The organism is Mesorhizobium sp. M7A.F.Ca.US.010.02.1.1 (genome assembly GCF_004023085.1).
Taxonomy (GTDB): domain Bacteria; phylum Pseudomonadota; class Alphaproteobacteria; order Rhizobiales; family Rhizobiaceae; genus Mesorhizobium.
Window position 1 is genome coordinate 1 of record NZ_RZRV01000055.1, and the last position, 22,017, is coordinate 22,017.

Here is a 22,017-nt window from a genome sequence, read left to right on the forward strand (position 1 = left end):
CATCGTGCCGCCGAACTGCCTGTCTGGCTGCACAGATACAATTGGCATCGTCCACATGGCAGCCTAAAGTCAAAAACGCCTATCAGTCGCCTCGCCCTGATCGAGGACAACCTGTTGAAGCTCCACAACTAGGTCGTCCAGCATCACAGTGAACCGCGTACGTAGTATTTTGTCGTAGGCGGCATTCTGGATAGCCGGATACGGGCTCTTCACCCGCTGCACCACCGATTGCGGGATGATGTCGCGAGAAACATTCACGGATTTCGTGAAAAAAGTGTACCCGCCGAAGAGCCCTACTCGCGGGGGCGGTGCAGCACCACCTCGGTGTCACTGCTCGTGTTCATGCGATGGACTAGGCCGGCCAGCTGTTGACGCAGCTCGCGGTAGTTGTAAGTCTCACCCGTGTAGACGAGCACCAAGTCAGGTCGGCCATCCCCCTGGAGCATCCTCGGCTGGCGGCCGCCCTGGATATCGATGATTGCCAGGCGGTGGTGTCCCAGCGCCGCAGGCCCGCCGATCCAAGTCCCCTCGTCGTCCGGACCGTGGTTCGCTATGGTGGCCGTCATATCGGCAAGCTCCCTTCGCGCATCGGGACCTCCGAGGTCTCGATTGAAGTCGATCCATTCACAGATGCCGCACAGGTTATGTCGCCGCATTTGGGCGAAGCAGATATAAGGCCAGTGGGAAACCATCGAGGCAAAGTGACGGATCTAGCCCAGCTACGATCCGCATCCGACATTGTCGGACATCGGACAGCACCGCGATTCGCTGCATAGGAAGCCTGGAGTCGCGATTTCCCCTGGGGGAATCAGCGCATGAAAGGAGAGCTGGGTCGTGTCTGCCGAAATGAGAAATTGCTCCCCCTTATTGCATCACCGAGGAATGTTACCCAGCGCGATAGACGGACATGCCCTATCTCCCCCCGTTGCAGCTGAGGGAGATAGGGGCCAGCTCTTCATTCAACCCTCATGGAGGATGATCAGCCCAGCCATTTCCATGCGCCGGCCTTCACAAGCCGTGCACCATTCAGGTTCTTTTCCTTGAAGCGCGACGATCCTTGTCAGACGTCGCAACACTTGCTGCCGAGAGCACGAGCTCTTCCTCGAGCATGCCTTGATCTGCGCCTCGAACGGCTCGCACATGCTGGGTTTCAACGACTTCGCAGAGGTTGATATTCTGCAGTGACTTCGTCTCGCTGCTGCACGGCATTGACGCTGGGAGCCATGCTCGCGTGGCGCAATTGTGCTGAAGCCGGTGCCCACGGCAACGTTTCTTAACCCGCCCCAGATCCTGGCGTTTGGCTATTTCCGACATTCGTGTCCGGCTTCGGACAAAGGCCGGGTTTGCCGAACGGAGTCGCACCCAATTTCCAGTGCTGCTTGAGCAATAATATCGACCGGCATTACTGCACAACACGAAAGTTGCTGCAAAAACCGAAGTGAACCCAAGGCATCGGGTCAATTGGCATGGCGCTTGCGACTCGGTCGATAGAACGCAGTCAAAATCACGGTTGCAGACCATGCCTACCTCTCAAAGCTCGATAAAGCACGCGAGCAAAATTCCCCGTCTCCGCGGAAGCTCGTCGCCGTTAAACGTGCCTGCTCGGGGGCGGTCTTGCACAAGACCGGTCCGAGGCAACCACGCCAAGGCGCGAGGCTGCCGGAACTGTCGACCGAAGTCGATGCCGCTTCAGTTTAACCGAAAAATGCACCGTACCACTTTGGCCTGGAAGCAAATCAATGACCTATAGAAAGAACGTTCCTCTCGTGACCTTTCGCACGCGTGTTCGCGATGAGTCGATCGGGGGGCCAAATCCTTATCAGTGGGAGAACAAGACCTCCGACGATTATTTCGGGGGCAAGCGCATCATCCTGTTCTCGCTGCCTGGCGCCTTCACCCCGACCTGCTCGACCTTCCAACTGCCCGATTTCGAAAAACTCTATGATCAATTTCTGGAACTGCGAATTGACGCGATCTACTGCGTCTCGGTCAACGATGCTTTCGTCATGAATGCGTGGGGAAAGTCCTTGGGGCTGCAGAAGATCGAGCTGATCCCAGACGGGTCGGGCGAGTTCACGCGCAAAATGGGCATGCTGGTCGCGAAGGACAATCTGGGCTTTGGCATGCGCTCCTGGCGATACGCCGCTCTGATCGACGATGGCGTGGTGGAGCAGTGGTTCGAGGAGGAAGGCTTCTGTGACAACTGCGAGACGGACCCCTATGGCGTTTCATCCCCGCAAAACGTTCTCGACAAATTGAAGGCGGCGGCATGACCCAGAAGTGGAAAGTCTCACACAACCCAAGCACACACTAGAGCCTCCTCGGCAGATCACGGTTCAACATGCATCTCTCAGCAAGCCTGCTTCAACGCCAGAAGCAACGTATGGTCTTATCGCCTCAAGCCATTGAAGCTATTCGCTTGCTGCGATTGACGCATACTGAACTCCATCAGCTCGTGCAGCAGGCACTCGAGAAGAACCCCGTTTTGAAGCCTGACCCGTTTGACGACGATTCGCCGCTGCCAGGGGTGGATCAGCGGAGCAGTCAAAGCAGAAGCGAAATCGGCGAATCGCCCATTGGCGGGCCGTCTGGCGGGCGCGGGCAATGGAAGTCGCAACGCAGTAGCGGCAACGATCGACCTGCCGTCGAGGAGTTTACCGCCCACACCGAAACATTGCACGACCATGTCGCCCGCCAGGTCGCCCTCAACCCGTTCACCCCCCAGGAGCGGCTGATTGCCGGACAGCTCGCCGCTCATCTGGAGGACACTGGCTATCTTCAGGTAAACCTTTTCGATCTGGCCAGGACGTTAAACGTTCGGCAAGCTGATGTGGAACGGGTCATCGGAATCTTGCAGCAATTTGATCCGCCGGGCATTTTTGCGCGAACTCTCAGCGAATGCCTGGAGATTCAGCTGCGCCAGCAAGACCGGTTCGACCCGGCTATGGCAGCTTTGGTCGCCAATCTCGAGATGCTTGCACGGGGGGATTTTCAGGGATTGAAGCAGCGTTGCGGAGTCGACGAGGAGGATCTCCTCGACATGAGGAACGAAATCCGCGCGCTCGATCCCAAGCCTGGAGACCGGTTCCAGTCCGGGACGCCGGAAACCATCGTACCGGACGTCTGGGTAATGCCCAAGTCCGAAGGTGGATGGCGGGTGGAGCTTGATCCGGCCACGCTGCCCAAAGTGTTGATCAACCACACCTATGTCGCCGAAATCTCGCAGCTGACCAAGCAAAATCCGGAAGGCAAAGCGTTTCTCGACAATTGCCAGGAAAAAGGGAACTGGCTGATCAGCAGTCTCAAGCAGCGCGCTAAGACGATCCTTAAGGTTGCGACCGAAATCGTGCGCCAGCAGGATGCCTTTTTTACACACGGCGCCGCCCATCTGCGGCCTCTCTGTCTCAAAAATGTCGCTGACGAGATCGGCATGCACGAGTCGACGGTAAGCCGGGTGACTTCGAACAGGTACATGTTGACTCCGCGCGGGGTGTTCGAGCTGAAGTATTTTTTCGCTGCGCCAATCGCATCCTGCGAGGGCGGCGATGCGCACTCCGCCAAAGCTGTCTGCCATCGGATCAAGGCAATCATAGCCGAAGAATCGCTCGACAAGGTACATTCCGACGAAGACATCGTTGCTCAACTCAAGGAGACCGGCATCGATGTCGCTCGCCGTACCGTCACCAAATATCGCGAGGCGATGAACATCCCTTCCTCCATACGACGGCGCCGCGATAAGCGTTTGTCCGCAGCTGCGATCAAGCGAAGTGACTAACCGACATTCGTGGTCGGCGAGAGGCGACTCTCAACTTCCTCCGGGCCGAAGCAGCTTTCGAAGTCATGGCATTCCCCGCAACTGGGTGCTGTGCATGACGAAAAGCCTTCGGCCTCACACAGCTTGCGGTAAAAGTACTTTTTCCATTTCATGTTTTCTGTGTTGCCTGCCGCCAGCGCGGGAAAATGTCTGGCAAGCAGGCGGCTGAGCTCAGCGCGATTTGAGAGGCCAAGATCCCGCCAAAGATGGTCCATGCGCATCGCACGCCGGGCGATGATCTTGGCCAAGCGGGCGCTCGCCGGGTCGGCCGGCGCAGCATGCGCTAGCAGCAGCCGGCGTAGCAGTTCCTCTTCCAGTTCCGGCTCGGGCTCGCTCAACTCCTCCAAAGCGAATACGCTGCTGGAGGTAGACGGGAAAGTTGCGGCCAAGACATCACGCAATTCGACAGACGAAAGGCCTGTCCCCTCCGTCGCCAACACCTCGCCCGCCTGGACCTCCTCAAGCGAACGTGAATGTACGCAGGGCAGCACATGCTGATCGAAGCTCCTCCCTAGCTCGGACCCACGCCATTGCGCGCTGGATAGGCAGCCATCATCGTAACGGCCGGCTTCAGCTTCCGGCATGACAAAGCGCCTTGTTGACCGCAGGGATGATCTTGTCGCCCCAGAGCTCGATCTGGCGCAGCATCGTCTTTTGGTCGAAGTCGCCCAATTGAGTCTGAACTGCGATCTGGTCCGGTTTCAAGATATCGATCTCTTCCAGCAGGCGATCAATCACGCGATTTACGCTGCCAATCGGCAAATTTTTGCGCATGGTCTCGAAGGACAGATCCTGCTGGGTCGGTGTCTCCTGCAGCAGGTAGCCATCGTGGCTCTGTTGGCGACGCTGATGCAGGGCTTCAGAAAGCCGGCGCTGGAAGCGGGCATTGTCGAGATAGCTGTTGATCTCCAACTCGTCGTGGCTGGCATAGCAGCAGCGCAGCAGCGATATCTTGACGTCGGTGACGTTCTTTTCCTCGGATGCCGCCGCCCTCTCGACTGATTCACGCAGTGTGGTCAAAGTCTCTAAGCCGTCGTGGAAGGCTGTGACAAAAAAATTGTGCCCCTCGCGGTAGGCCCGAGCCATCCGTGCGGCTCCGCCAGCGATCCAGATAGGCGGCGTCGGCTGCTGGACTGTGCGGACCGAAATCGCTGTTGGGGGGATCTTCTCATACTGGCCGTCGTGTTCGAAGACGTTTTGGTTGAGGCCCTTGAGAATGATGTCCAGGTATTCCGAAAAGACGGCCGGCGCCTCATCGATGTCCACGCCGAACCGTTCGAACTCGAACTGCTGGTATCCCAAGCCTACGCCGAGCTCGAGACGGCCGTTCGCAACGATGTCGGCGAAGCCGATCTCGGACAGCAGGCGCTGCGGTTGGTAAAGCGGCAGCACGCAGACGGCAGTGCCCAGGCGAATCGTGCTTGTCAAGCCGCCGCAGTGCGCCACCATCATCAGCGGGGATGGTATGAGGCTGTAATTGTTGAAGTGGTGCTCAGCAAACCACGCGGTGTTGAACCCAGCCTGCTCCGAAGCGACGGCCTGTTCGATGGAGTTGCGGATGACGCTTTCTGAGGATTGGTGATAGCCACGCTGGGCGGCCAGAATGAAAGTGGCAAATTCCATGATTTCTCCTCGTTATAGACACGTCAGCCGACCGGGAATGTGCTCGGCATGCGCATGCTTGGATCTCAAGCACCTCAGGTGCGTCGTGGAGCCGAGGCTTCATAATGCTCGGCCGGTCGCCCTGCGAAGGCCTGGCAATTAACCTGCGGCCTCCGCAAAACATTCGTCATAGAGCTCGCTGGCGTTTCCCGCATCACCGAACGAGGTCCAGCCGCCGTCCACGTAGAGGATCGAGCCGTTGATGTATGAGGCGTCAGACGAAGCAAGGAAGAACGATGCATCTGCGACGTCTTCTGGCCGTCCCATCCTGCCCATGGGGATGCGTCGTCCGATTGCTGTCAGGTCGATGCGGCCGGCTTTGGCCAACTGAGCAAGTGCGGGCGTGCGGATGTGGCCAGGAGCGACGGTGGCTGTCCGAATTCCGACCGGCCCGAGTTCGGCCGCCATGCAACGGGTCAGCATATCCATCCCCGCCTTGGAGGCGCCGTAGGCATGGCGCGGCGCGAACGGCAGAAAGCTGTCGATCGACCCGAGATTGAGGATCACGCCGCCCGGGCGCATAGCCTTGATCGCTTCGCGCGCGCAGGTGAAGGCGCCGGTAAGGTTGACATCCAGGACGTGTTCGAGCTGTTTCGACAGTTGCTCGATCGCAGGCACAATCCTGTCGGCGGTATCAGCACTATTGACCAGAACATCGATATACCCGAAGCGTCCCCTCAGTTCTTCGAACATCGACACCACATCGCTCTCGACGGCCACGTCCAGCGATTTCGCCAGATGCTTGCCGGGGAGCGATGTAGCCAGCTCTGCCGCTGCAGTGCCATCTTTATCAGCAATCACGACGGTGTCGCCGTTCGCGGCAAAGCGGCGAGCGACGGCCGCGCCAATGCTTTTTGCGCCACCGGTGACGAGCACGATTCGCGCATCTGTGCATTCGGCCGGACAGGAGAGCTCGGCTTGGAGCGCACCATCCACCGGCGGGTGAGCATCCCCCGGCTGGTTGAATGACATCCAGCCTCCGTCGACTGCCAGCACCGAGCCGGTGATGTAGCGCGCCTGCGTGCTGCTCAGAAAACGCACGACCCTGGCGATCTCGTCGGGGCGAGCCAAGCGCCCCATCGGCACGCGGCGGCGTATCGCCGCGAGGTCCATTTTGCCAGCGCGTGCCAGTTCTGTGACCATTGGGGTGCGGACGGAGCCCGGCGCCACCGCCGTGACGCGGATTCCTCGCATAGCCCACTCGCATGCAAGGGACTTTGTCAACGAGATCACGCCAGCTTTCGAGGCTGCGTAGGCGTTGCGCCTGGGATTGCCGACCACGCCCGCCATCGAAGCCACATTGACGATCGCACCGCCCGGCTTCATGCGCCGCGCCGCTTCCCGGGCCATAACGAATGGCCCAATAAGGTTCACTGTCACGCCGCGTCGGAAGGTATCGACAGCGGTGTCGATGATCCTATCCATCGTGGGTCCAACCGCCGCATTGTTGATGAGGACATCGATTTGCGCGAACCGTGCTTCGACCTGGCCGAAAAGTGAGAGCATGTCCTTCTCTCGCGACACATCGCACTCCAGACCGACGTGCGGCGACCCGAGATCCCGAGCCAGTTCAACCACACCACTGCCCGGAAGGTCCACCGCAACTACAGTGTCTCCGTCCGCGGCAAGGATATCGACCAGGGCACGGCCGATCCCGCCCGCAGCGCCTGTGATGATTACGGTGCGTGCTGCCAGTTTCACGAGAGCTTCTCCACGATGACCGCTTGTGATCTCAGCCCATCAACCTTGGGCGGAATGAAGGGCCGAGCCAAATCGTTGCAGTGACCGCCAGTCGCGGCCCCACACAGATGTCGTTCCCGTAGGGCGCTCATCCTCCATTCCTACCCACTTATGCAGCTCCCAGTTGGGGACCCTCGACGCCATCTTGGTCGGTGGGGATGTGACCCTTGAGCAACTGGTAGATGGGATCGTCTGGATGTGGTGCTCCAATCGGCTGTCGCCGGCCGAACCTATCTGCCTCAAGAATCGCTGGCGGGATTTGCTCCTCAACCCAATCGTAGACGACTGTCCGTTCCGCAATTCGCCACTCGTCCTGCCTCTTCTGAAACAGATCGCAGTAACGGCCGCAAAGCAGCGTCTGACGTATTTCTTGGTCTGTATCCGGTCCGCGTTGCAGCGCGGTGAAATAGCTCTCGACCGCGGCCTCTGCTGAACTGATGAAGTCGATCAGGCTGTTCGTGATTTGATGGATGTTACGGTGCCCCGGCAGACCGAGAGCAAATTGGATGAAGTCCTCTGCCGGTCCGCAATAGGGACCGTGCCTGTCATACGCTTCGGGCCAGTATGCGCTACGCAGCGCCGCCTCATCGGCGCGGTCTATCCCGCGGCAGTACCGATACAGGCAGTTGCGGATCGCCTCTCGGTCACGCAGTTCGGTAATTTTCGCGTGGTCGACAGGGTCTGTCGCGAATTGTATGATTGTTTTGTCCTTCCCGATGCCAGTCTGCACTTTGCGTGTGTCTCTCTCTACAACTGAGTTAGCGGGGGGCTCGTCAACTTCCAGAGCTTGTTCGGGGCAGGCTCGTACCCCTTTTGAGGCAAGCAGTTGCTCCCCATCGGCAACATCAATATCACCGGGCAAGATGTAGCCGGCGTCATCAAGCTTGAAGACTCTCGGCGCCCGCGCCCAGCAGCGCGCATGACCCTGGCATCTGGCTTTATGTACGACGACACGCATAGCGAACTCCAATGTCGTTGGCTGAAACTTCAGGACCATTCCAGGATCAGATTCTCGATCCCGAACACATGGCCGCCGAAGGTGATAGGTTCAGTCCCTGTCTTGATCCGAAAGGCTGGGATGCGCGCCAGCCACTCCTCCAGGCCAATGACAATCTCCCGCCGGGCAAGGTGTGAGCCAAGACAACGATGGGGACCATAGCCAAAGGCAGCGTGCCGGTTGTCCTCGCGCGCCAGATCGATCTCATTCGGGCATTCGAATTCCGCCGGGTCACGATTGGCAATCATCGTGGCACAGGAAACATAATCTCCCTTGCGGATCGGCGCGCCTTTGAAGTCGACATCCTTCGTTGCCACTCGGATCATCTGAATGGTCGAATAGGCGCGCAGCAATTCTTCCGCAGCGACGGCAATCCGGTCAGGTTCGCTTCGTAGCAATTCCTGATCTTTGGGGTTGCGCGCGAGATGGGCCAAGTCGAAGCATATGGCTGCTGAGACCGTGTCGAGTCCCGCGACGAACACAAGCACGCCGATGCCACGGACTTCTTCGTCACTGAGCAGACGACCCTCGACCTTTGCCTTCACGATGAAGGTCATGAAATCATCGACCGGCTCCTTGCGGCGCTCGGTGGCAAGTTCGTCGATGAAGGCCACGATCGTCCGGGCTGCGGGTGGTCGTTGCTCCTTATCGCCGTGGAGCAGATCTCTAGCCCAGCCGACAAATGTTTCTAGTCCGTTGTCCGAAAGCCCAATAAAGCGAAGGAAGATATTGACCGCGAACGGAACTGCAAAATCCTTCATGATGTCGCAGCTCGTGCCTGATGCGGCGATCCTGTCGATCAGCTTGATCGCTCGTTCCCGGACAGCCGGCTCCAATGCCATTACCCGCTTTGGCGAAAGCAGCGGATTGAGCAGTGAGCGAAAAACACCGTGGAATGGCGGATCGAGCTCAAGCGGGATCATCGGCCAGCTCTCGCCGAGCACAGAGGCGAAGATGCTGCGATGGCTGGAAAACGTTTCGGTGTCCTGCAGCACCCGGCGCTGGTCGCTCGCGCGAGTGATGACCCAGGTACCCCGACCGTCGCGCGTGTTGCTGGTTGAATAAAAGATCGGAGGCCCGGCATGAACGCAAGCAACCGCTGCATGCGGATCCCCGTTAGCCGTCGGCAACATGCCGGGCGACGTAAACAGGTTGAAGTCCCTCACCATTTCGGGCGGGACATGATCTGGAACCGGCCGCGATTTAACCGCGCCAGAATCGAGAGACCGTTCATGAGATGCTGTCGGCATTTGCATGCAATCGTCGGTGCAAGCTCCGTGCCGAATTCGTCTTTCGATAATCCTTGCCGTTTGCTGGGCAACAGGTGGCGCCTGCGCTGACTTGCTGGTCGGGATTGCAACATTCTTGTCCAGCGTCGGACACAGAATGTAGAATGCTAGACAGCGACTTGGAGCAACTCAACTGGTGGGATCGCTAGCCGATCATGTGCCCGGGGAGCATCCAGTTCGAAAGCTTGCGCTAAGCGGCTTGGTGACTTGGCCGAGGTCACCAGGTGGAAACGACCAACACTTGGGGTGAGCCTAGTGGCGCTCCCCTCGATGATGTCTGGCGGGGTGGTTAGCCGCCTCCGTAGGACAAGATCAGTCTACACGAATGGACTATAGCCTCTCCTCGCATGCCTCATTGGCCGTCCTTCAGAGCCGGCCACACGAGCTTTTGTCTTTCAGCAGGGCGTTTTTCTCGCCAGCTACAGAGCCACACCGACGCCATTAATGAGCGTCCAGTCGACGGGTTGGATGGCCCTGTCCATCTTGCCCAGCACCTTGGCTTAGCATTTGCCGGTGCGGCGGAAGCCTTCAAGACGCAGTTCTTGACCTTCTCCAGATCAGCCTCGGATGGATATCGGCAAGGGTTCAGCTCGTCCTTTTGAACTTGCGCATCTTCGTGTTGGCCAACCCCAGGCCGCCCGACATATTTGCGGTCTATCCGGCACCTCAACTTCGAACAACCTTGCGGCAAGCTCTTGGGATAGCCCACGCTCGTGCCTCCACCACCCGCTCAGCAGAGCCAGATTTGTCGTTGATGGCACGGAACTTGCGGAGTCATTCGCAGATGCGTCACGGACCGAGAGTGTCGTCCCATGAATTCGATCACCAAAAAGGCCGCCCGACGTTGCTGGGACCGCCTGCAATTACCTTATCCCAGAATTGGGAGCAACGGCTTCAAAAGGGATAACTCATCACCTCAATTTTGTCGATCGCGCGGCCATCGAACCGCAGCCATCGATCAGACTTCCGCCTCGTTGCACTCATTGCGACCGCCTTGGTGCTTGCGACAACCGCTCAATTCTGGCTGCCAGGATAACCACATATGGCGACGGAACTTCCTGCTTCAAAGCAATATAGAGATCGTCGATCATCCCCCCATCAAGGCCTCGATCGAGGACACCGCGTTCGGCTTGCTTGGTTCGCAGTGAACAGACCGCACTTCGACGAATGCGATCGATGCGACCGCGCCGAGAACTCTCCCGCATTGTCGACGGTTGGGTCCGTCGGCCCTCCGATGAGGCCTCGGATGCGTCGGGCTCCGAGGCCTCGACTGATGCCGACTGGCCGCCGCCGGAAGGTCTCGCGGCTTTGATCCCCGGCGATGTAGCCACCCCTGCTGCAACAGCTCCTAGCCGGAGAACTCATTCATGACCGAATCGGCGACAGATTTAGTGGACGCGGCTTTGTTCGACCGAGATCGGCTTGACCCAGAAAGTCCCTATCAACGTTCTGGCCCTGCATGGGGTGCCATCATTTCGCTTTCCTTCGGCACCTTCGGGCTTGTGACGGCAGAGTTTCTGCCCGCCAGCGTTCTGACACCGCTCGCGCATGATCTCCGTATCACCACGGGCACGGCTGGACAGGCGCTAACAGCGGCCGCAATCGTCGCGGCGATCTCGGCACCGATAATCGCCATCGTGACAAAGCGTCTGGACCGCAGGGTCGTCATCTGGGCGATGACGCTCCTGCTGATCCTGTCGAACGTTCTGGCGGAGGTTGCGGGGTCGCTGCCGGTTTTGCTGGCGGCACGCGTCGTCCTTGGCATATCGCTTGGTGGTTTTTGGTCAATTTCGGCAGCGTTGGCGATGCGGCTGGTTCCAAGTCACCTCATGCCGCGCGCCATGTCGGTCATCCTCACCGGCGTTTCTGTCGCCTCCGTCTGCGCGGCTCCAATCGGCGCTTATGTCGGTGACATTTGGGGATGGCGAGCCTCGTTCAAGGTCGCCGCAATCGTGAGTGCCGTTGCGCTGCTCGTGCAACTCGTAACCATTCCGCCACTGCCTCCGATCGAAGTGCGCAGATTCCGCAGTCCGCTGGATGTCGCGAAGAATCCGGCGATGAAGGTTGCGGTGCTAGTCGTGCTATTGGTCGCTTCCGGCCATTTTGCCAGCTTCGCCTACATCCGCGCCTTTCTCGAGAGCGTTCCTGCGCTCGACAAGAAGTCAATCCCGCTCGTGTTCCTTGCTTTTGGCACGGCCGGCGTCTTCGGCAATTTAGCCGGCGCATTCCTCACCAAACACAGTCTCAAGGCGGTCGCGGCCCTGCCGCCCCTGCTCATTGCCGTAGCCGCTGTCTCGCTCCTGACCATGAGAGCATCGGCCTTGACCTCGGCAATTGCAGTTGCCGTATGGGGCTTTGCTTTTGGCGCGGTCCCGGTCGGATTGCAGACATGGATGGTGCTACGCGCCGCTCCGAAACAGGCCGAGAGCGCTGGTGTACTGATGGTCATAACCTTCCAAGTGGCCATCGCAGCCGGCACAACTTGCGGTGGCCTATTGGTGGATCACACGGGTATTGCCAGTGTCTTTGTCTACAGCGCGGTTGCCACGTTCCTCGCTGTCTTGACAGTATTTTTGCTCGGCCCGAACCGCAAAACCTGACCGCCTGGTGGGGAGTGACGGTCGGCGGCGTTCACGCTATTGTCACCTCTGAGCTCGGCCCAAAGGCCGCGGCTTCGTCGTAACCATGCGGTCGATGGGGCAGCGCCAAATTGCTTCCTGCTCATCGCGTTGCGATAATACAGCGCGCTTATTGCGTCATCGTGTCCCCGGTCTCGGCTTCAATGCCCGGCTACTGGCTGCGGAGGCAGATGGGCGCCGGCGTCCCACCGACGACGATCGGTCTTTTCTCATGTAGCTGTCGGGGAAACGAGGCAGGTTTTCCGCCAGAACCCGCCAGTCGTCGCGCTCGCGTTCGCCTTCCTTGCGCGCACCGAACAACTGGATGATGATCTTGCCGTCGGACCCATATGCTTCGAGCGAGGTGACGTGACTGTCATTGGTCGGCTTGCGCACGGCCCAAACCTCACGGATTTGGTGGGTCCTGAGATGCAGCCGGAACGTTTCGTCCAGCACATGGATGCACGGCCCGATCTGCTTGACCGACTTGATTAAGCCGGAATGGGTCTGGATAGAACCTCGGTTGCCGACGAAGCACATGATCGGCAATTCGTCTTCGGCCGCACGCTGGAGCACGGCGCCAACTGCGGCATTGTCGAGCAGCCAAGCGTAATCCTGGCCGACCATGCGCAAAGCCTGGCAGCGGCTGAGCTTGAGCGTCTTTAGAAGGTTGACGTCAGTCAGCCGGCTCCAGTACTCGCGTAGGTCGTCCACCGTGCCGGCCCAGTCCGCAGTCCTCGCGCCCAGGTCGGCTACTCTCGCCTTAAGCGACATGGTCGGCTCCTGGTTGGCGGATACGAGCTCGGCCACCAGCTTTCGATAGGCATGAAGGTTGGAGACCGGCCTGAGATGCACCTTATGCACTGCTGCGCCGGCGGCGTCGAAGAATTGCAAACTGCGCTGGATTCCGCCGCGATGGCGCCTTTCAACAGCGAAACCATACCTCCAAGCCTGCGGGAAGACGCGAAGGTCGAATTCGTCACCAAGGACCATGGCGTGATTGTTGCCGGTTATCACTCTGTTGAAGACGCCAATCTTTTCGTGCACGGCACCTTGATTGCGGGTCAGCGCCGTCACTTCGCCCACGAATTCGAGGCCCGTCAGAAGGTGATTGACGCGCGGGTCGATGCGTGCCGCGCCGAAACCGCAATGGGCCGCGACCAGTTCCGCTTCCGAAATGGCCAATTGGGCGGCGAAATCACGCGCGGGAATGTTCGGACAGACTTCCCACGCACGCCGGATTTCGTTGGGCGACCGCTTCTTGCGCTGATCCATGTTTTTACCCCTGCCCCGTTCTTCTTTTGACGATCGATCGAAAAACGGGCCTCAGGGATGTGCACGGCGGACGCGATCGATCGTCAGGCACATGCCAGTCGAATCCTGTCTCCGGGCGGTCAGCGGCCAATCGCCGGTAGCGAGCGATTGTTGGGTGGTCGGCGCCAATCGGCCGATCGAGCATTCGGGTACCACCGGCGGTGCTGCTTTCCCACCAAGGCGGGTCTGATGGATCATATTGCTTTCCTTCGTTCTTCGATTGCGAGGGCAACCCAAAGGTGAATCGGCCGGCAATTTTGCCGCCGCAACGAAGGCTTCACAAAAATCGTGCCAGTTGCTCCGCGGCAAGCTCTGAACATCTTTGGCTCTGTTCATTGCTTTACGCGTGAGTGCATCGCGAACTCAGGCGCCCTTCCTGTGACGCGGACGCGACAAACCCGACAGTAAGTGTCGGTTGTCGGACGTCTCCCCAGCAATCGAGCATAAGAGACGTCGGGATGTCCTACGGTTTTTGACACGTCTTCCCTTTGGCACGGTCCATGCGAGATGATCCACGAAAACGCCGGACCGAGGAGAAATCGAGCCATGATTACGCTCACCGACAACGCTGTTGCCGCCATCAAGGCCGCTCTTTACCGCGCCAGCGAGCCGGCGGAAGGATTTCGCATCATGGTCCATGCCGGCGGCTGCGCCGGCTTCCAATACTCAATGGGCCTGGAGAGCGTCTCACGTGAGGGCGATGCGATCATCGAGCGAGATGGGCTCAAGGTGTTCATGGATAGAGGCTCCCAACCCCATGCCGCCGGCATGACCGTGGACTTCGTCACTGGGCTCGAAACATCCGGCTTTGTTTTCGATAACCCCAATGCGCGTGAGACGTGCGGCTGCGGCAAGTCCTGCAAATGATTGCGAGGGAACAGGCTATGTTCGACTATAGCGACGCCAAGGAATACTGCGTCGAACCGGTAACCGCCGGCGCTCTGGAACCGGCCGACACGCACTGTCGGCCCGGAACAATTGCGTTCGGTGATGCACCAAATCGCGATCATCGATCGTTGCCGTGGGCAAGCAAACAAAATTGCCCGAAACAGCTGAATTCCCGGCGGATGCCGCCACCAAAGGGCAATGTCGACAGCGACCGGTCAGCCAAGCCATCGCTCCCCCGGCCGCCCACCTTACCAGATACGATATGCGCCAGAGGTTCAATGGCCCGACTACCCTTGAATCATTTCAGCAGTTGAAGGATCACTCCCATGAACCCTGTCTATCTCGACAACAACGCAACGACGCGGGTTGATCCTGCAGTCGTTGGAGCGATGTTGCCTTTCTTTACGGAGCAATTTGGCAATCATTCGTCCATGCACGCCTATGGCGCATCGGTTGCTGAAGCCGTGAGAAAGGCGAGGCAACAGTTGCAAGCCCTCATCGGCGCGGGATTCGAGGACGAGATCATCTTCACCTCGGGCGGGACTGAAAGCGACAGTACAGCCATCCTTTCGGCGCTGGAGGTGATGCCCGACCGAACGGAAATAGTGACTTCCGCGGTTGAACATCCGGCCGTTCTGAAGTTGTGCGCGCACCTTGAGAAGACGCGCGGCGTCAAGGTGCACATTATCCCAGTCGATCACTACGGCCGGCTCGACCTGGACGCCTACAGAACCGCCCTCACCCCACAAGTGGCAATCGTCTCGATAATGTGGGCGAACAATGAGACCGGTACGATCTTTCCCGTGGTTAAGCTTGCCGATCTAGCCAGGGAAGTCGGCGCGCTTTTCCACACTGATGCAGTGCAGGCGGTCGGAAGGCTTCCGATTGAGCTGAAATCGACCGCGATCGACATGCTGTCGCTCTCCGCCCACAAGCTGCATGGTCCAAAGGGGATAGGCGCGCTTTATGTAAGACGTGGCGTGCGCTTCTCCTCCATGATCAAGGGTGGGCACCAAGAGCGCGACCGGCGTGCAGGCACTGAAAACACACCCGGCATAGTCGGACTGGGCATGGCGGCCGAACTCGCCTTGAAATTCATGGACGAGACAAAACGAATAAAATGGTTGCGCGACCGCCTTGAGAACGGGATCATCCAGCGCATCCCAAACACATCCATCAACGGCGATCCGCAAGAGCGATTGCCAAACACTGCAAACATTGGATTCGAAGGTATCGAAGGCGATGCAATTCCAATTGTCCTGAGCCGGCTGGGAATCGCCTGTTCCGCCGGGTCCGCCTGTGCCTCTGGCTCACTGGAACCGAGCCATGTTCTGATCGCTATGAACGCGGCATGTGGGGCAGTCCGCTTCTCCTTGTCGCGTGACAACGGCGAAGATGACGTAGACCGCGTGCTTGAGGTCCTGCCTGCGATCACCGAGAAGCTACGGGCCGTTCCCAGTGCTGGACTGTGCGGGCGAGGTGCAGAACAGCTTCATTCCGGCCCGGGTCCGAGCGGCACAATAGCCGACGAGCCGTGAGGTCTTCCTCAACGTGACGACCCTGCGCAAGGAGAGCAGTTAAACTCGGGGTCGCCTTCACCACTTCAGAAAAGCTTGAGATCGCCAAGTCTCTTGCCCAGCCGCCGTGCCAGAGGTCGGCACGCCGTCAGCAATGTCACCAATGCATCGACACCACAATTTCGCGCCGGGAGAATACAATGAACTGCTCCGCTGATAGCCGCCCGATCGATCGCACCGATATCCTAGCGCGACTGAAGGGCCTGTCGGCCGCGGAGGACTTCTTCGCCTGCCTTGACGTCTCCTACGACCCGAAAGTGATGAATGTCTCGCGGCTCCATATCATGAAGCGCGTGGGCCAATACCTTGCCGAAGAAGATTTCTCCGGTCTGCCTAACCAGGTAATCGCCGCGCGGGTGCGCGCCAAGCTGGAACGCGCCTACGAAGATTTCGCGACTTCCTCGCCGCTCACGCAACGTGTGTTCAAGGTGCTAAGGGACCACGATCCAAACATATGTCCCGCACCTGGCCGCGCCTTCGTCCCGCTCGACTCTGCACTGAAGCGGTTCGGAAAGTAATGAGCCCGACACGGCTGCGACGCGACAATGTCGAGAAGTCGACAAATCCAGTCCTCATGACGCCTCCTCGGAAGCAAACGAAGCCACCTTCTGGAATAGAGGCAGGAAGACGACTTGGCATGAACGATGCAGGCAATGAGGTGAACCGCCAAGCACGAATCCGGACTGGGAGCTTAGAGAAACCGCCAATGCATATCGTAGTCTGCATCAAGCAGGTGCCGGATTCGGCACAGATCCGCGTGCACCCGGTGACGAACACGATCATGCGTCAGGGTGTTCCGACCATCATCAATCCTTACGACCTGTTCGCCCTCGAAGAAGCGCTCAAACTGCGCGACGTTCATGGTGGCGAGGTTACTGTGCTCACAATGGGTCCGCCCATGGCGGAGGACTCGCTGCGAAAGGCGCTCGGTTACGGTGCTGACCGAGCAGTTCTCTTGACGGACCGCTATTTTGCCGGATCCGATACGCTGGCGACTTCCTTTGCTCTTTCGCAAGCAATCGCAAAAATTGGGGAGACTTTCGGCAGGCCGGACATCGTCTTCACCGGCAAGCAGACGATTGACGGCGATACCGCCCAGGTCGGACCGGGCATAGCCAAGCGCCTAGATTTATCGCAACTTACCTATGTCGCGAAGATTGCCTCCATCGATCTCGATACGCGAGAGATCGAAGTCGCTCGTCGCGCCGAAGGCGGCACCCAGTTGCTGAAGAGCAGACTCCCTTGCCTCATTACCATGCTGGAAGACACCAACGAAATCCGCCGGGGCTCGCTCCAGCAGGCTCTGTGCGCGGCGCGCAGCCAAGTCGTGAAGTGGACTGCAGCCGACGCCGGCATTGACGATCTCACCCGGTGCGGTCTGCGTGGCTCGCCTACAGTCGTCAAGCGTGTTTTCGCCCCCACCGCACGGGCAGAAAGGGCGGCGCAGATCGACACCGCGGAAAGGGGCTTGCAGGACATAGCCGATGAACTCATCGCCGATATCTTAACCCGCCGGCCGGCGCTGGAACATGAGCTGGCCTTCAACAGCGGCACGTGACGGCCAGGAGCAGAAAATGTCGACCGCAAGCCAAACTACCCCTCGCATTGCCCCCGGCCGTGCCGGTGTAAAGAAAGAACTTCCCGACCGTTTCAAAGACTACCGGCACGTGTGGGTCTTCCTCGAGCTCGAACGCGGCAATGTGCATCCTGTATCATTCGAACTGCTGGGCGAAGGCCGCAAATTAGCCGACAAGCTTGAAGTCCAGCTCGCGGGCGTCGTGCTGGGACCGCCGGGCGAGATGGTCGAGGACGCTGTTGCCGAGGCCTTCGCTTACGGGGCGGATCTTGTCTACATCGTCGATGCGCCGCCGCTCGCCGACTACCGGAACGAGCCGTTCGCCAAGGCGCTCACGGATCTGGTCAATACCCATAAACCCGAAATCCTCCTTCTCGGCGCGACCACACTGGGCAGGGATCTTGCAGGCTCGGTAGCGACGACCCTGCAGACGGGGCTCACGGCCGACTGCACCGAACTTGATGTAGATTCCGACGGTTCACTCGCCGCGACCCGTCCGACTTTTGGTGGCTCATTGTTGTGTACGATCTATACACTAAATTACCGGCCGCAAATGGCGACGGTGCGACCAAGGGTCATGCCTATGCCGCAACGGGTGGATAAGCCGGTCGGGCGTGTCATGCGGCACAAGCTGTCGCTCGTTGAGGACGATATCGTCACCAAAGTCCTCGGCTTCCTACCGGATAACCAGTCGGCAATGGCAAATCTTGCCTATGCGGATGTCGTGGTTGCGGGAGGCCTCGGTCTCGGAGCGGCGGAGAACCTTCAGCTTGTGAAGAATCTTGCCCGAGCGATCGGCGCCGAGCATGGCTGTTCGCGCCCCTTGGTCCAGAAGGGCTGGATGCCGGCTGATCGACAGATTGGACAAACTGGCAAGACCATTCGACCGAAGCTTTACATCGCGGCCGGAATTTCCGGCGCCATCCAGCACCGAGTTGGGGTCGAGGGGGCCGATCTCATCGTCGCGATCAACACCGATCCGAACGCGCCGATTTTCGAGTTCGCCCACCTCGGGATCGTCACGGATGCAATCCGCTTCCTGCCCGCACTGACGGAAGCCTTCACCCGGCGGCTGTCGCCGCACAGTCGAGACAAGCTTGCGAGTTGAGGGAGAGGACATGATTGAACAATTCGATGCCATTGTGGTCGGAGCCGGCATGTCTGGAAACGCAGCTGCTTACACTTTGGCAAGCCAGGGGCTGAAGGTCCTGCAGTTGGAGCGCGGGGAATATCCGGGCTCTAAGAACGTCCAGGGTGCCATAATGTACGCGAACATGCTGGAGAAGATCATCCCGGACTTCCGGGATGATGCGCCCCTCGAGCGGCACCTGGTCGAACAGCGACTTTGGGTGATGGACGACACGTCTCACACCGGAATTCATTACCGGTCGGACGACTTCAATGAGGCGAAACCCAACCGCTACACGATCATCCGCGCCCAGTTCGACAAATGGTTTTCCCGCAAGGTGCGCGAGGCTGGCGCGACGGTCCTGTGTGAGACGACCGCGACGGAACTCGTCCGTGATGGCAATGGCAAGGTGATCGGCGTCCGCACAGACCGGGCTGGCGGAGTGGTCTTCGCGAATGTGGTCGTTCTCGCAGAAGGGGTGTCGGGATTGCTTGGCACTCGCGCAGGCCTGCGCGAGATGCCGAAGCCGGAGACCGTGGCGATTGCCGTCAAGGAAATGCATTTCTTGCCCGAAGAGGTCATTGGCCAGCGGTTCGGGGTGAAGGGCGATGAAGGCTGCGTAATCGAGGCCGTGGGCACGATCTCTCGCAGCATGGCCGGGCTCGGCTTCCTTTACACCAATAAGGAGTCGATTTCACTCGGCATCGGCTGCCTGGTCTCGGATTTCGCCGCGACGATGGAGAGCCCGTCCGCCCTCCTGGATGCGATGAAAAACCATCCTTCGATCCGGCCGCTGATCGCTGGCTCGGAGGTGAAAGAATATGCCGCCCATCTTATCCCCGAAGGTGGTTACAGGGCCATTCCGCAGCTATTCGGCGACGGTTGGGTCATCGTCGGCGACGCAGCGCAACTGAACAATGCCATTCACCGTGAGGGTTCGAACCTTGCCATGACCTCGGGTCGTGTCGCGGCTGAGGCGATCATCAAAGTCAAAAGCCGCAACGGTCCTATGACCAAAGCGAACCTTGCGCTCTACAAGACGATGCTGGATGACTCCTTTGTGATCAAGGATCTTAAGAAATACAAGGACATGCCAGCCTTACTCCACACCAATTCCAGCAACTTTTTTGACAGCTATCCGCGGTTGATGTCGCATGCCGCTCAGACCTTCATGCGTGTCGACGGCACGCCGAAGATCGAGAAGGAAAAGAACACCACGGCCGCCTTCATCAACGCGCGCTCGCGCTGGGGGTTGGTCAGCGACGCGGTCCGCCTGGCATTGGCATGGCGCTGAAGAGGGTACAAGATGACGATCGCAGTGACGAAGGTTCGTGTCGAGGACAAACTTTACCAGAACCGCTATCTGGTCGATTCCGGCCGCCCCCATATCATAGTGCGACCGCACGACAAGCCAAGCGCGAACTTGCTTGCGTTGACCTACGTCTGTCCGGCGAAATGCTATGAGTTGAATGACAAGGGTCAAGTCGAGATCACCGCCGACGGCTGCATGGAATGCGGCACCTGCCGGATATTGTGCGAGAAAGGCGGCGACATCGAGTGGAACTATCCGCGCGGCGGCTTTGGTGTCCTGTTCAAGTTCGGATGATCAGCCGGTGCCAAGAGCATGCCGGCAGCGAGCAACTGCGGCACACCATGAGCCTCTCCATCCACTTGCAAAGAGCTAGTGAATATTGGGTTTCGCAATTCAAGTTTCCTCGACTTGGTAGGGGTATCCTCAGGCCACGGGGCGCCTGTGCCGGACTTACCACCGGTAACGTGGTCGAGCCCCTTTGGACAATGTCCGGCCATCGTGCCGGATGGCAGCCACAACGGCCGGTGAGCAAATGGAACGGCACAATCCATGATAAAGACGTATGTGCTAGTGCATGGTGCCTGGCATGGCGGATGGTGTTGGCGGGACGTCGCCGCCAATCTTCGCAAGATGGGATGCCACGTGACCACGCCTACCCAGACAGGTGTCGGCGAACGCGCACGTTTGCTGTGCAAGGACATCACGCCCGACACATTCGTGACCGACATCGTCAACCACATTGTAACGGAAGAGCTGAGCGATGTGATCCTTGTCGGTCACAGTCTAGGCGGCATCAGCATCACCGGCGCCGCCGACCGGATACCCGACCATATCAGCCATCTCGTTTATCTCGACGGCGCCATCGTCGAGAGCGGTCAAAGTGTATTCAGCACCATGCCCCCCGACATCGTCGCCGCCCGTCGAAAATTGGTTGCGGAGGAAGGACGGGGTATCTTCATGCCGACTCCGCCGCCAACAGCATTCGGCACTCCCGAGGGACACTCGCTCACGGACTGGGTGCGGCGCCGGATAACACCGCATCCGGCAGGCACCTACGAAAGCGGACTTAAGCTCGAGCACCCGCTCGGCAACGGCAGACCCCGAACCTATGTCGTCTGCACTAATCCACTCCACCCGCCGATGGCGGGAGCGCGAGAATGGGTCGCGAAGCAGGATGGCTGGGCGTGGCAGGAACTCGCCACTGGCCACGACGCAATGATCCTCGCGCCGACGGAAGTTGCTCTCCTTCTTAGCGCTGTCGGCTGAGGAACCAAGTAGGGGGAGCGGCGGCCGATTCTCAGGCCGTGGCCTTGAGCTCTGGTGCAAGGATGTAGGCCCAACGGGTCGTTCCGGTGGCGCCACCGAAACCACTAGGCGGGAGTGGCCTGTCCTGCCGACGTCGCAAGCTTGCGAGCGTTCCGCCGCGGCCGCAGCCCGTAGCGCCGGGCAACCTCCGAGATCACCGCGTCGGCTCCAGGGTCTCGGAGATGACTCCGTGCCTTGTCGTCCATCGACCAATGCCGCCGACCAACAGCGCCGTTGATCACCCTCGAAAACGCCGAGGCTGCCGCTCAGGGTCAATCGTAAGTTCAAGTTCAGACACAAGCCGATCTCCGATCCACCTCAGAATCGGCAGGCCCACAGATCGCGGGTCCTCCTGGAAGGACACAGCGCTTACCCTTGAAATATGGAGAACCATGGCTTTGCGCCGTCGGCAGTTGAGCTGATCTCGCAATGCTATTTCCCCGGCAACGTCCGCGAGCCGGAGAACTGCGTGCTTGGCGTTCTCCTCTGGAAGGAACCAATCTTTCGGAACGTGGCAATGTCATCGACGAGCTCTCACGGGCCAGCACGATGCCGGTTCGGCGCATCGGCGCCCGCCTGAACACGAGATGGCCACTTGCGATTCTAACGATACGGCCGGACGGGGGCTGGGACCGCGGCGGACGAAGCGTGACGGCTGATCGACACAATGGAGAAGGCCGGCTGGGTTCAGGCTAATGCGGCTCGAATTCTCGGCCTCAAGCTGCGACAAGTCGGCTAGGCGATACGCCGGCATAGTATCGAGGTGAAGGAACTTCTAAGAGCCTGATGAGCCAAT

Annotated in this window: 18 protein-coding genes and 4 pseudogenes; 13 read left to right on the forward strand and 9 right to left on the reverse strand. The window is 59.2% G+C overall.

What is annotated here, in order from left to right; genetic code table 11:
- Nucleotides 1-132, forward strand: a pseudogene (locus tag EOA19_RS31585) (IS481 family transposase); the annotation flags it as partial.
- Nucleotides 133-293: 161 nt separating this feature from the next.
- Here EOA19_RS31585 and EOA19_RS31590 read toward each other — a convergent pair.
- The gene (locus EOA19_RS31590) at nt 294-566 is read right to left on the reverse strand and encodes a hypothetical protein (RefSeq protein WP_199489650.1); all 273 of its coding nucleotides are present in this window, start codon (nt 564-566) and stop codon (nt 294-296) included.
- Nucleotides 567-1,739: 1,173 nt separating this feature from the next.
- Here EOA19_RS31590 and EOA19_RS31595 point away from each other — a divergent pair.
- Together EOA19_RS31595 and rpoN are read left to right on the forward strand one after the other, a co-directional pair.
- Nucleotides 1,740-2,273, forward strand: coding sequence for a peroxiredoxin (locus tag EOA19_RS31595; protein ID WP_063169380.1), 534 nt, complete (start codon nt 1,740-1,742; stop codon nt 2,271-2,273).
- Between the two features lie 68 nt (nt 2,274-2,341).
- Complete coding sequence (gene rpoN, locus EOA19_RS31600) at nt 2,342-3,775, forward strand: RNA polymerase factor sigma-54 (RefSeq protein WP_063169381.1); 1,434 nt, start codon at nt 2,342-2,344, stop codon at nt 3,773-3,775.
- Here the strand turns inward: rpoN and EOA19_RS31605 are convergent.
- The 6 genes and pseudogenes from EOA19_RS31605 to EOA19_RS31625 all read right to left on the reverse strand — a co-directional run bounded on the left by EOA19_RS31605 (nt 3,772) and on the right by EOA19_RS31625 (nt 9,382).
- Nucleotides 3,772-4,398, reverse strand: a complete 627-nt coding sequence (locus EOA19_RS31605) for a nitrogen fixation protein NifQ (RefSeq protein ID WP_063169382.1) — start codon at nt 4,396-4,398, stop codon at nt 3,772-3,774. The genes rpoN and EOA19_RS31605 overlap by 4 nt on opposite strands.
- A complete protein-coding gene (locus EOA19_RS31610) occupies nt 4,385-5,437 on the reverse strand; it encodes an LLM class flavin-dependent oxidoreductase (protein WP_063169383.1) in 1,053 nt (350 codons plus the stop codon). The genes EOA19_RS31605 and EOA19_RS31610 overlap by 14 nt, the downstream gene beginning before the upstream one ends.
- A gap of 138 nt (nt 5,438-5,575) precedes the next feature.
- Nucleotides 5,576-7,177 carry an SDR family oxidoreductase gene (locus EOA19_RS31615; RefSeq protein ID WP_063169384.1) on the reverse strand — a complete coding sequence of 534 codons (1,602 nt, stop codon included), beginning with the start codon at nt 7,175-7,177 and terminating at the stop codon, nt 5,576-5,578.
- Between the two features lie 148 nt (nt 7,178-7,325).
- A complete protein-coding gene (locus EOA19_RS31620) occupies nt 7,326-7,913 on the reverse strand; it encodes a nuclear transport factor 2 family protein (RefSeq protein ID WP_050580531.1) in 588 nt (195 codons plus the stop codon).
- Nucleotides 7,914-8,051: 138 nt separating this feature from the next.
- A pseudogene (locus EOA19_RS36165) lies at nt 8,052-8,213 on the reverse strand (ferredoxin); the annotation flags it as partial.
- Nucleotides 8,204-9,382: a cytochrome P450 gene (locus EOA19_RS31625; protein WP_063169385.1), complete on the reverse strand. Its 1,179-nt coding sequence runs from the start codon at nt 9,380-9,382 to the stop codon at nt 8,204-8,206. The gene EOA19_RS31625 and the pseudogene EOA19_RS36165, both read right to left, overlap by 10 nt.
- 1,487 nt (nt 9,383-10,869) lie before the next feature.
- Between EOA19_RS31625 and EOA19_RS31630 the strand changes: the two genes are divergently transcribed.
- Nucleotides 10,870-12,102, forward strand: coding sequence for an MFS transporter (locus EOA19_RS31630; RefSeq protein ID WP_063169386.1), 1,233 nt, complete (start codon nt 10,870-10,872; stop codon nt 12,100-12,102).
- Nucleotides 12,103-12,363: 261 nt separating this feature from the next.
- On the opposite strand, the pseudogene EOA19_RS31635 reads toward EOA19_RS31630, so the two are convergent.
- A pseudogene (locus EOA19_RS31635) lies at nt 12,364-13,395 on the reverse strand (ChuX/HutX family heme-like substrate-binding protein); the annotation flags it as partial.
- Between the two features lie 51 nt (nt 13,396-13,446).
- The gene (locus tag EOA19_RS31640) at nt 13,447-13,770 is read right to left on the reverse strand and encodes a hypothetical protein (protein WP_126066777.1); all 324 of its coding nucleotides are present in this window, start codon (nt 13,768-13,770) and stop codon (nt 13,447-13,449) included.
- A gap of 210 nt (nt 13,771-13,980) precedes the next feature.
- Between EOA19_RS31640 and EOA19_RS31645 the strand changes: the two genes are divergently transcribed.
- The 9 genes and pseudogenes from EOA19_RS31645 to EOA19_RS31690 all read left to right on the forward strand — a co-directional run.
- Nucleotides 13,981-14,301, forward strand: coding sequence for an iron-sulfur cluster assembly accessory protein (locus EOA19_RS31645; protein ID WP_029356570.1), 321 nt, complete (start codon nt 13,981-13,983; stop codon nt 14,299-14,301).
- 347 nt (nt 14,302-14,648) lie between these two features.
- Nucleotides 14,649-15,860, forward strand: a complete 1,212-nt coding sequence (gene nifS, locus EOA19_RS31650) for a cysteine desulfurase NifS (RefSeq protein WP_063169388.1) — start codon at nt 14,649-14,651, stop codon at nt 15,858-15,860.
- Between the two features lie 179 nt (nt 15,861-16,039).
- On the forward strand, nt 16,040-16,417 hold the full coding sequence (gene nifW, locus EOA19_RS31655; protein ID WP_063169389.1) for a nitrogenase stabilizing/protective protein NifW: 378 nt from the start codon (nt 16,040-16,042) through the stop codon (nt 16,415-16,417).
- Nucleotides 16,418-16,605: 188 nt separating this feature from the next.
- Nucleotides 16,606-17,457, forward strand: a complete 852-nt coding sequence (locus tag EOA19_RS31660) for an electron transfer flavoprotein subunit beta/FixA family protein (protein WP_063169390.1) — start codon at nt 16,606-16,608, stop codon at nt 17,455-17,457.
- Nucleotides 17,458-17,473: 16 nt separating this feature from the next.
- Complete coding sequence (locus EOA19_RS31665; protein ID WP_024505237.1) at nt 17,474-18,583, forward strand: electron transfer flavoprotein subunit alpha/FixB family protein; 1,110 nt, start codon at nt 17,474-17,476, stop codon at nt 18,581-18,583.
- A 10-nt stretch (nt 18,584-18,593) separates the two neighbouring features.
- On the forward strand, nt 18,594-19,898 hold the full coding sequence (locus tag EOA19_RS31670; protein ID WP_063169391.1) for an FAD-binding protein: 1,305 nt from the start codon (nt 18,594-18,596) through the stop codon (nt 19,896-19,898).
- 12 nt (nt 19,899-19,910) lie between these two features.
- The gene (locus EOA19_RS31675; RefSeq protein ID WP_024505235.1) at nt 19,911-20,210 is read left to right on the forward strand and encodes a ferredoxin family protein; all 300 of its coding nucleotides are present in this window, start codon (nt 19,911-19,913) and stop codon (nt 20,208-20,210) included.
- Nucleotides 20,211-20,465: 255 nt separating this feature from the next.
- Entirely contained in the window at nt 20,466-21,182 is a 717-nt protein-coding gene (locus EOA19_RS31680; RefSeq protein ID WP_063169392.1) for an alpha/beta fold hydrolase, read from the forward strand.
- A gap of 691 nt (nt 21,183-21,873) precedes the next feature.
- Nucleotides 21,874-21,960 (forward strand): annotated as a pseudogene (locus EOA19_RS31690) (helix-turn-helix domain-containing protein); the annotation flags it as partial.
- Nucleotides 21,961-22,017 lie beyond the last annotated feature (57 nt).

Excerpts from the sequence above, each read along its gene's own strand:
- EOA19_RS31590 (WP_199489650.1), bottom strand. The coding sequence starts at position 566 with ATGACGGCCACCATAGCGAACCACGGTCCGGACGACGAGGGGACTTGG.
- EOA19_RS31595 (WP_063169380.1), top strand. The coding sequence starts at position 1,740 with ATGACCTATAGAAAGAACGTTCCTCTCGTGACCTTTCGCACGCGTGTT.
- rpoN (WP_063169381.1), top strand. The coding sequence starts at position 2,342 with ATGCATCTCTCAGCAAGCCTGCTTCAACGCCAGAAGCAACGTATGGTC.
- EOA19_RS31605 (WP_063169382.1), bottom strand. The coding sequence starts at position 4,398 with ATGCCGGAAGCTGAAGCCGGCCGTTACGATGATGGCTGCCTATCCAGC.
- EOA19_RS31610 (WP_063169383.1), bottom strand. The coding sequence starts at position 5,437 with ATGGAATTTGCCACTTTCATTCTGGCCGCCCAGCGTGGCTATCACCAA.
- EOA19_RS31625 (WP_063169385.1), bottom strand. The coding sequence starts at position 9,382 with ATGGTGAGGGACTTCAACCTGTTTACGTCGCCCGGCATGTTGCCGACG.
- EOA19_RS31630 (WP_063169386.1), top strand. The coding sequence starts at position 10,870 with ATGACCGAATCGGCGACAGATTTAGTGGACGCGGCTTTGTTCGACCGA.
- EOA19_RS31640 (WP_126066777.1), bottom strand. The coding sequence starts at position 13,770 with ATGAACAGAGCCAAAGATGTTCAGAGCTTGCCGCGGAGCAACTGGCAC.
- EOA19_RS31645 (WP_029356570.1), top strand. The coding sequence starts at position 13,981 with ATGATTACGCTCACCGACAACGCTGTTGCCGCCATCAAGGCCGCTCTT.
- nifS (WP_063169388.1), top strand. The coding sequence starts at position 14,649 with ATGAACCCTGTCTATCTCGACAACAACGCAACGACGCGGGTTGATCCT.
- nifW (WP_063169389.1), top strand. The coding sequence starts at position 16,040 with ATGAACTGCTCCGCTGATAGCCGCCCGATCGATCGCACCGATATCCTA.
- EOA19_RS31660 (WP_063169390.1), top strand. The coding sequence starts at position 16,606 with ATGCATATCGTAGTCTGCATCAAGCAGGTGCCGGATTCGGCACAGATC.
- EOA19_RS31665 (WP_024505237.1), top strand. The coding sequence starts at position 17,474 with ATGTCGACCGCAAGCCAAACTACCCCTCGCATTGCCCCCGGCCGTGCC.
- EOA19_RS31670 (WP_063169391.1), top strand. The coding sequence starts at position 18,594 with ATGATTGAACAATTCGATGCCATTGTGGTCGGAGCCGGCATGTCTGGA.
- EOA19_RS31675 (WP_024505235.1), top strand. The coding sequence starts at position 19,911 with ATGACGATCGCAGTGACGAAGGTTCGTGTCGAGGACAAACTTTACCAG.
- EOA19_RS31680 (WP_063169392.1), top strand. The coding sequence starts at position 20,466 with ATGATAAAGACGTATGTGCTAGTGCATGGTGCCTGGCATGGCGGATGG.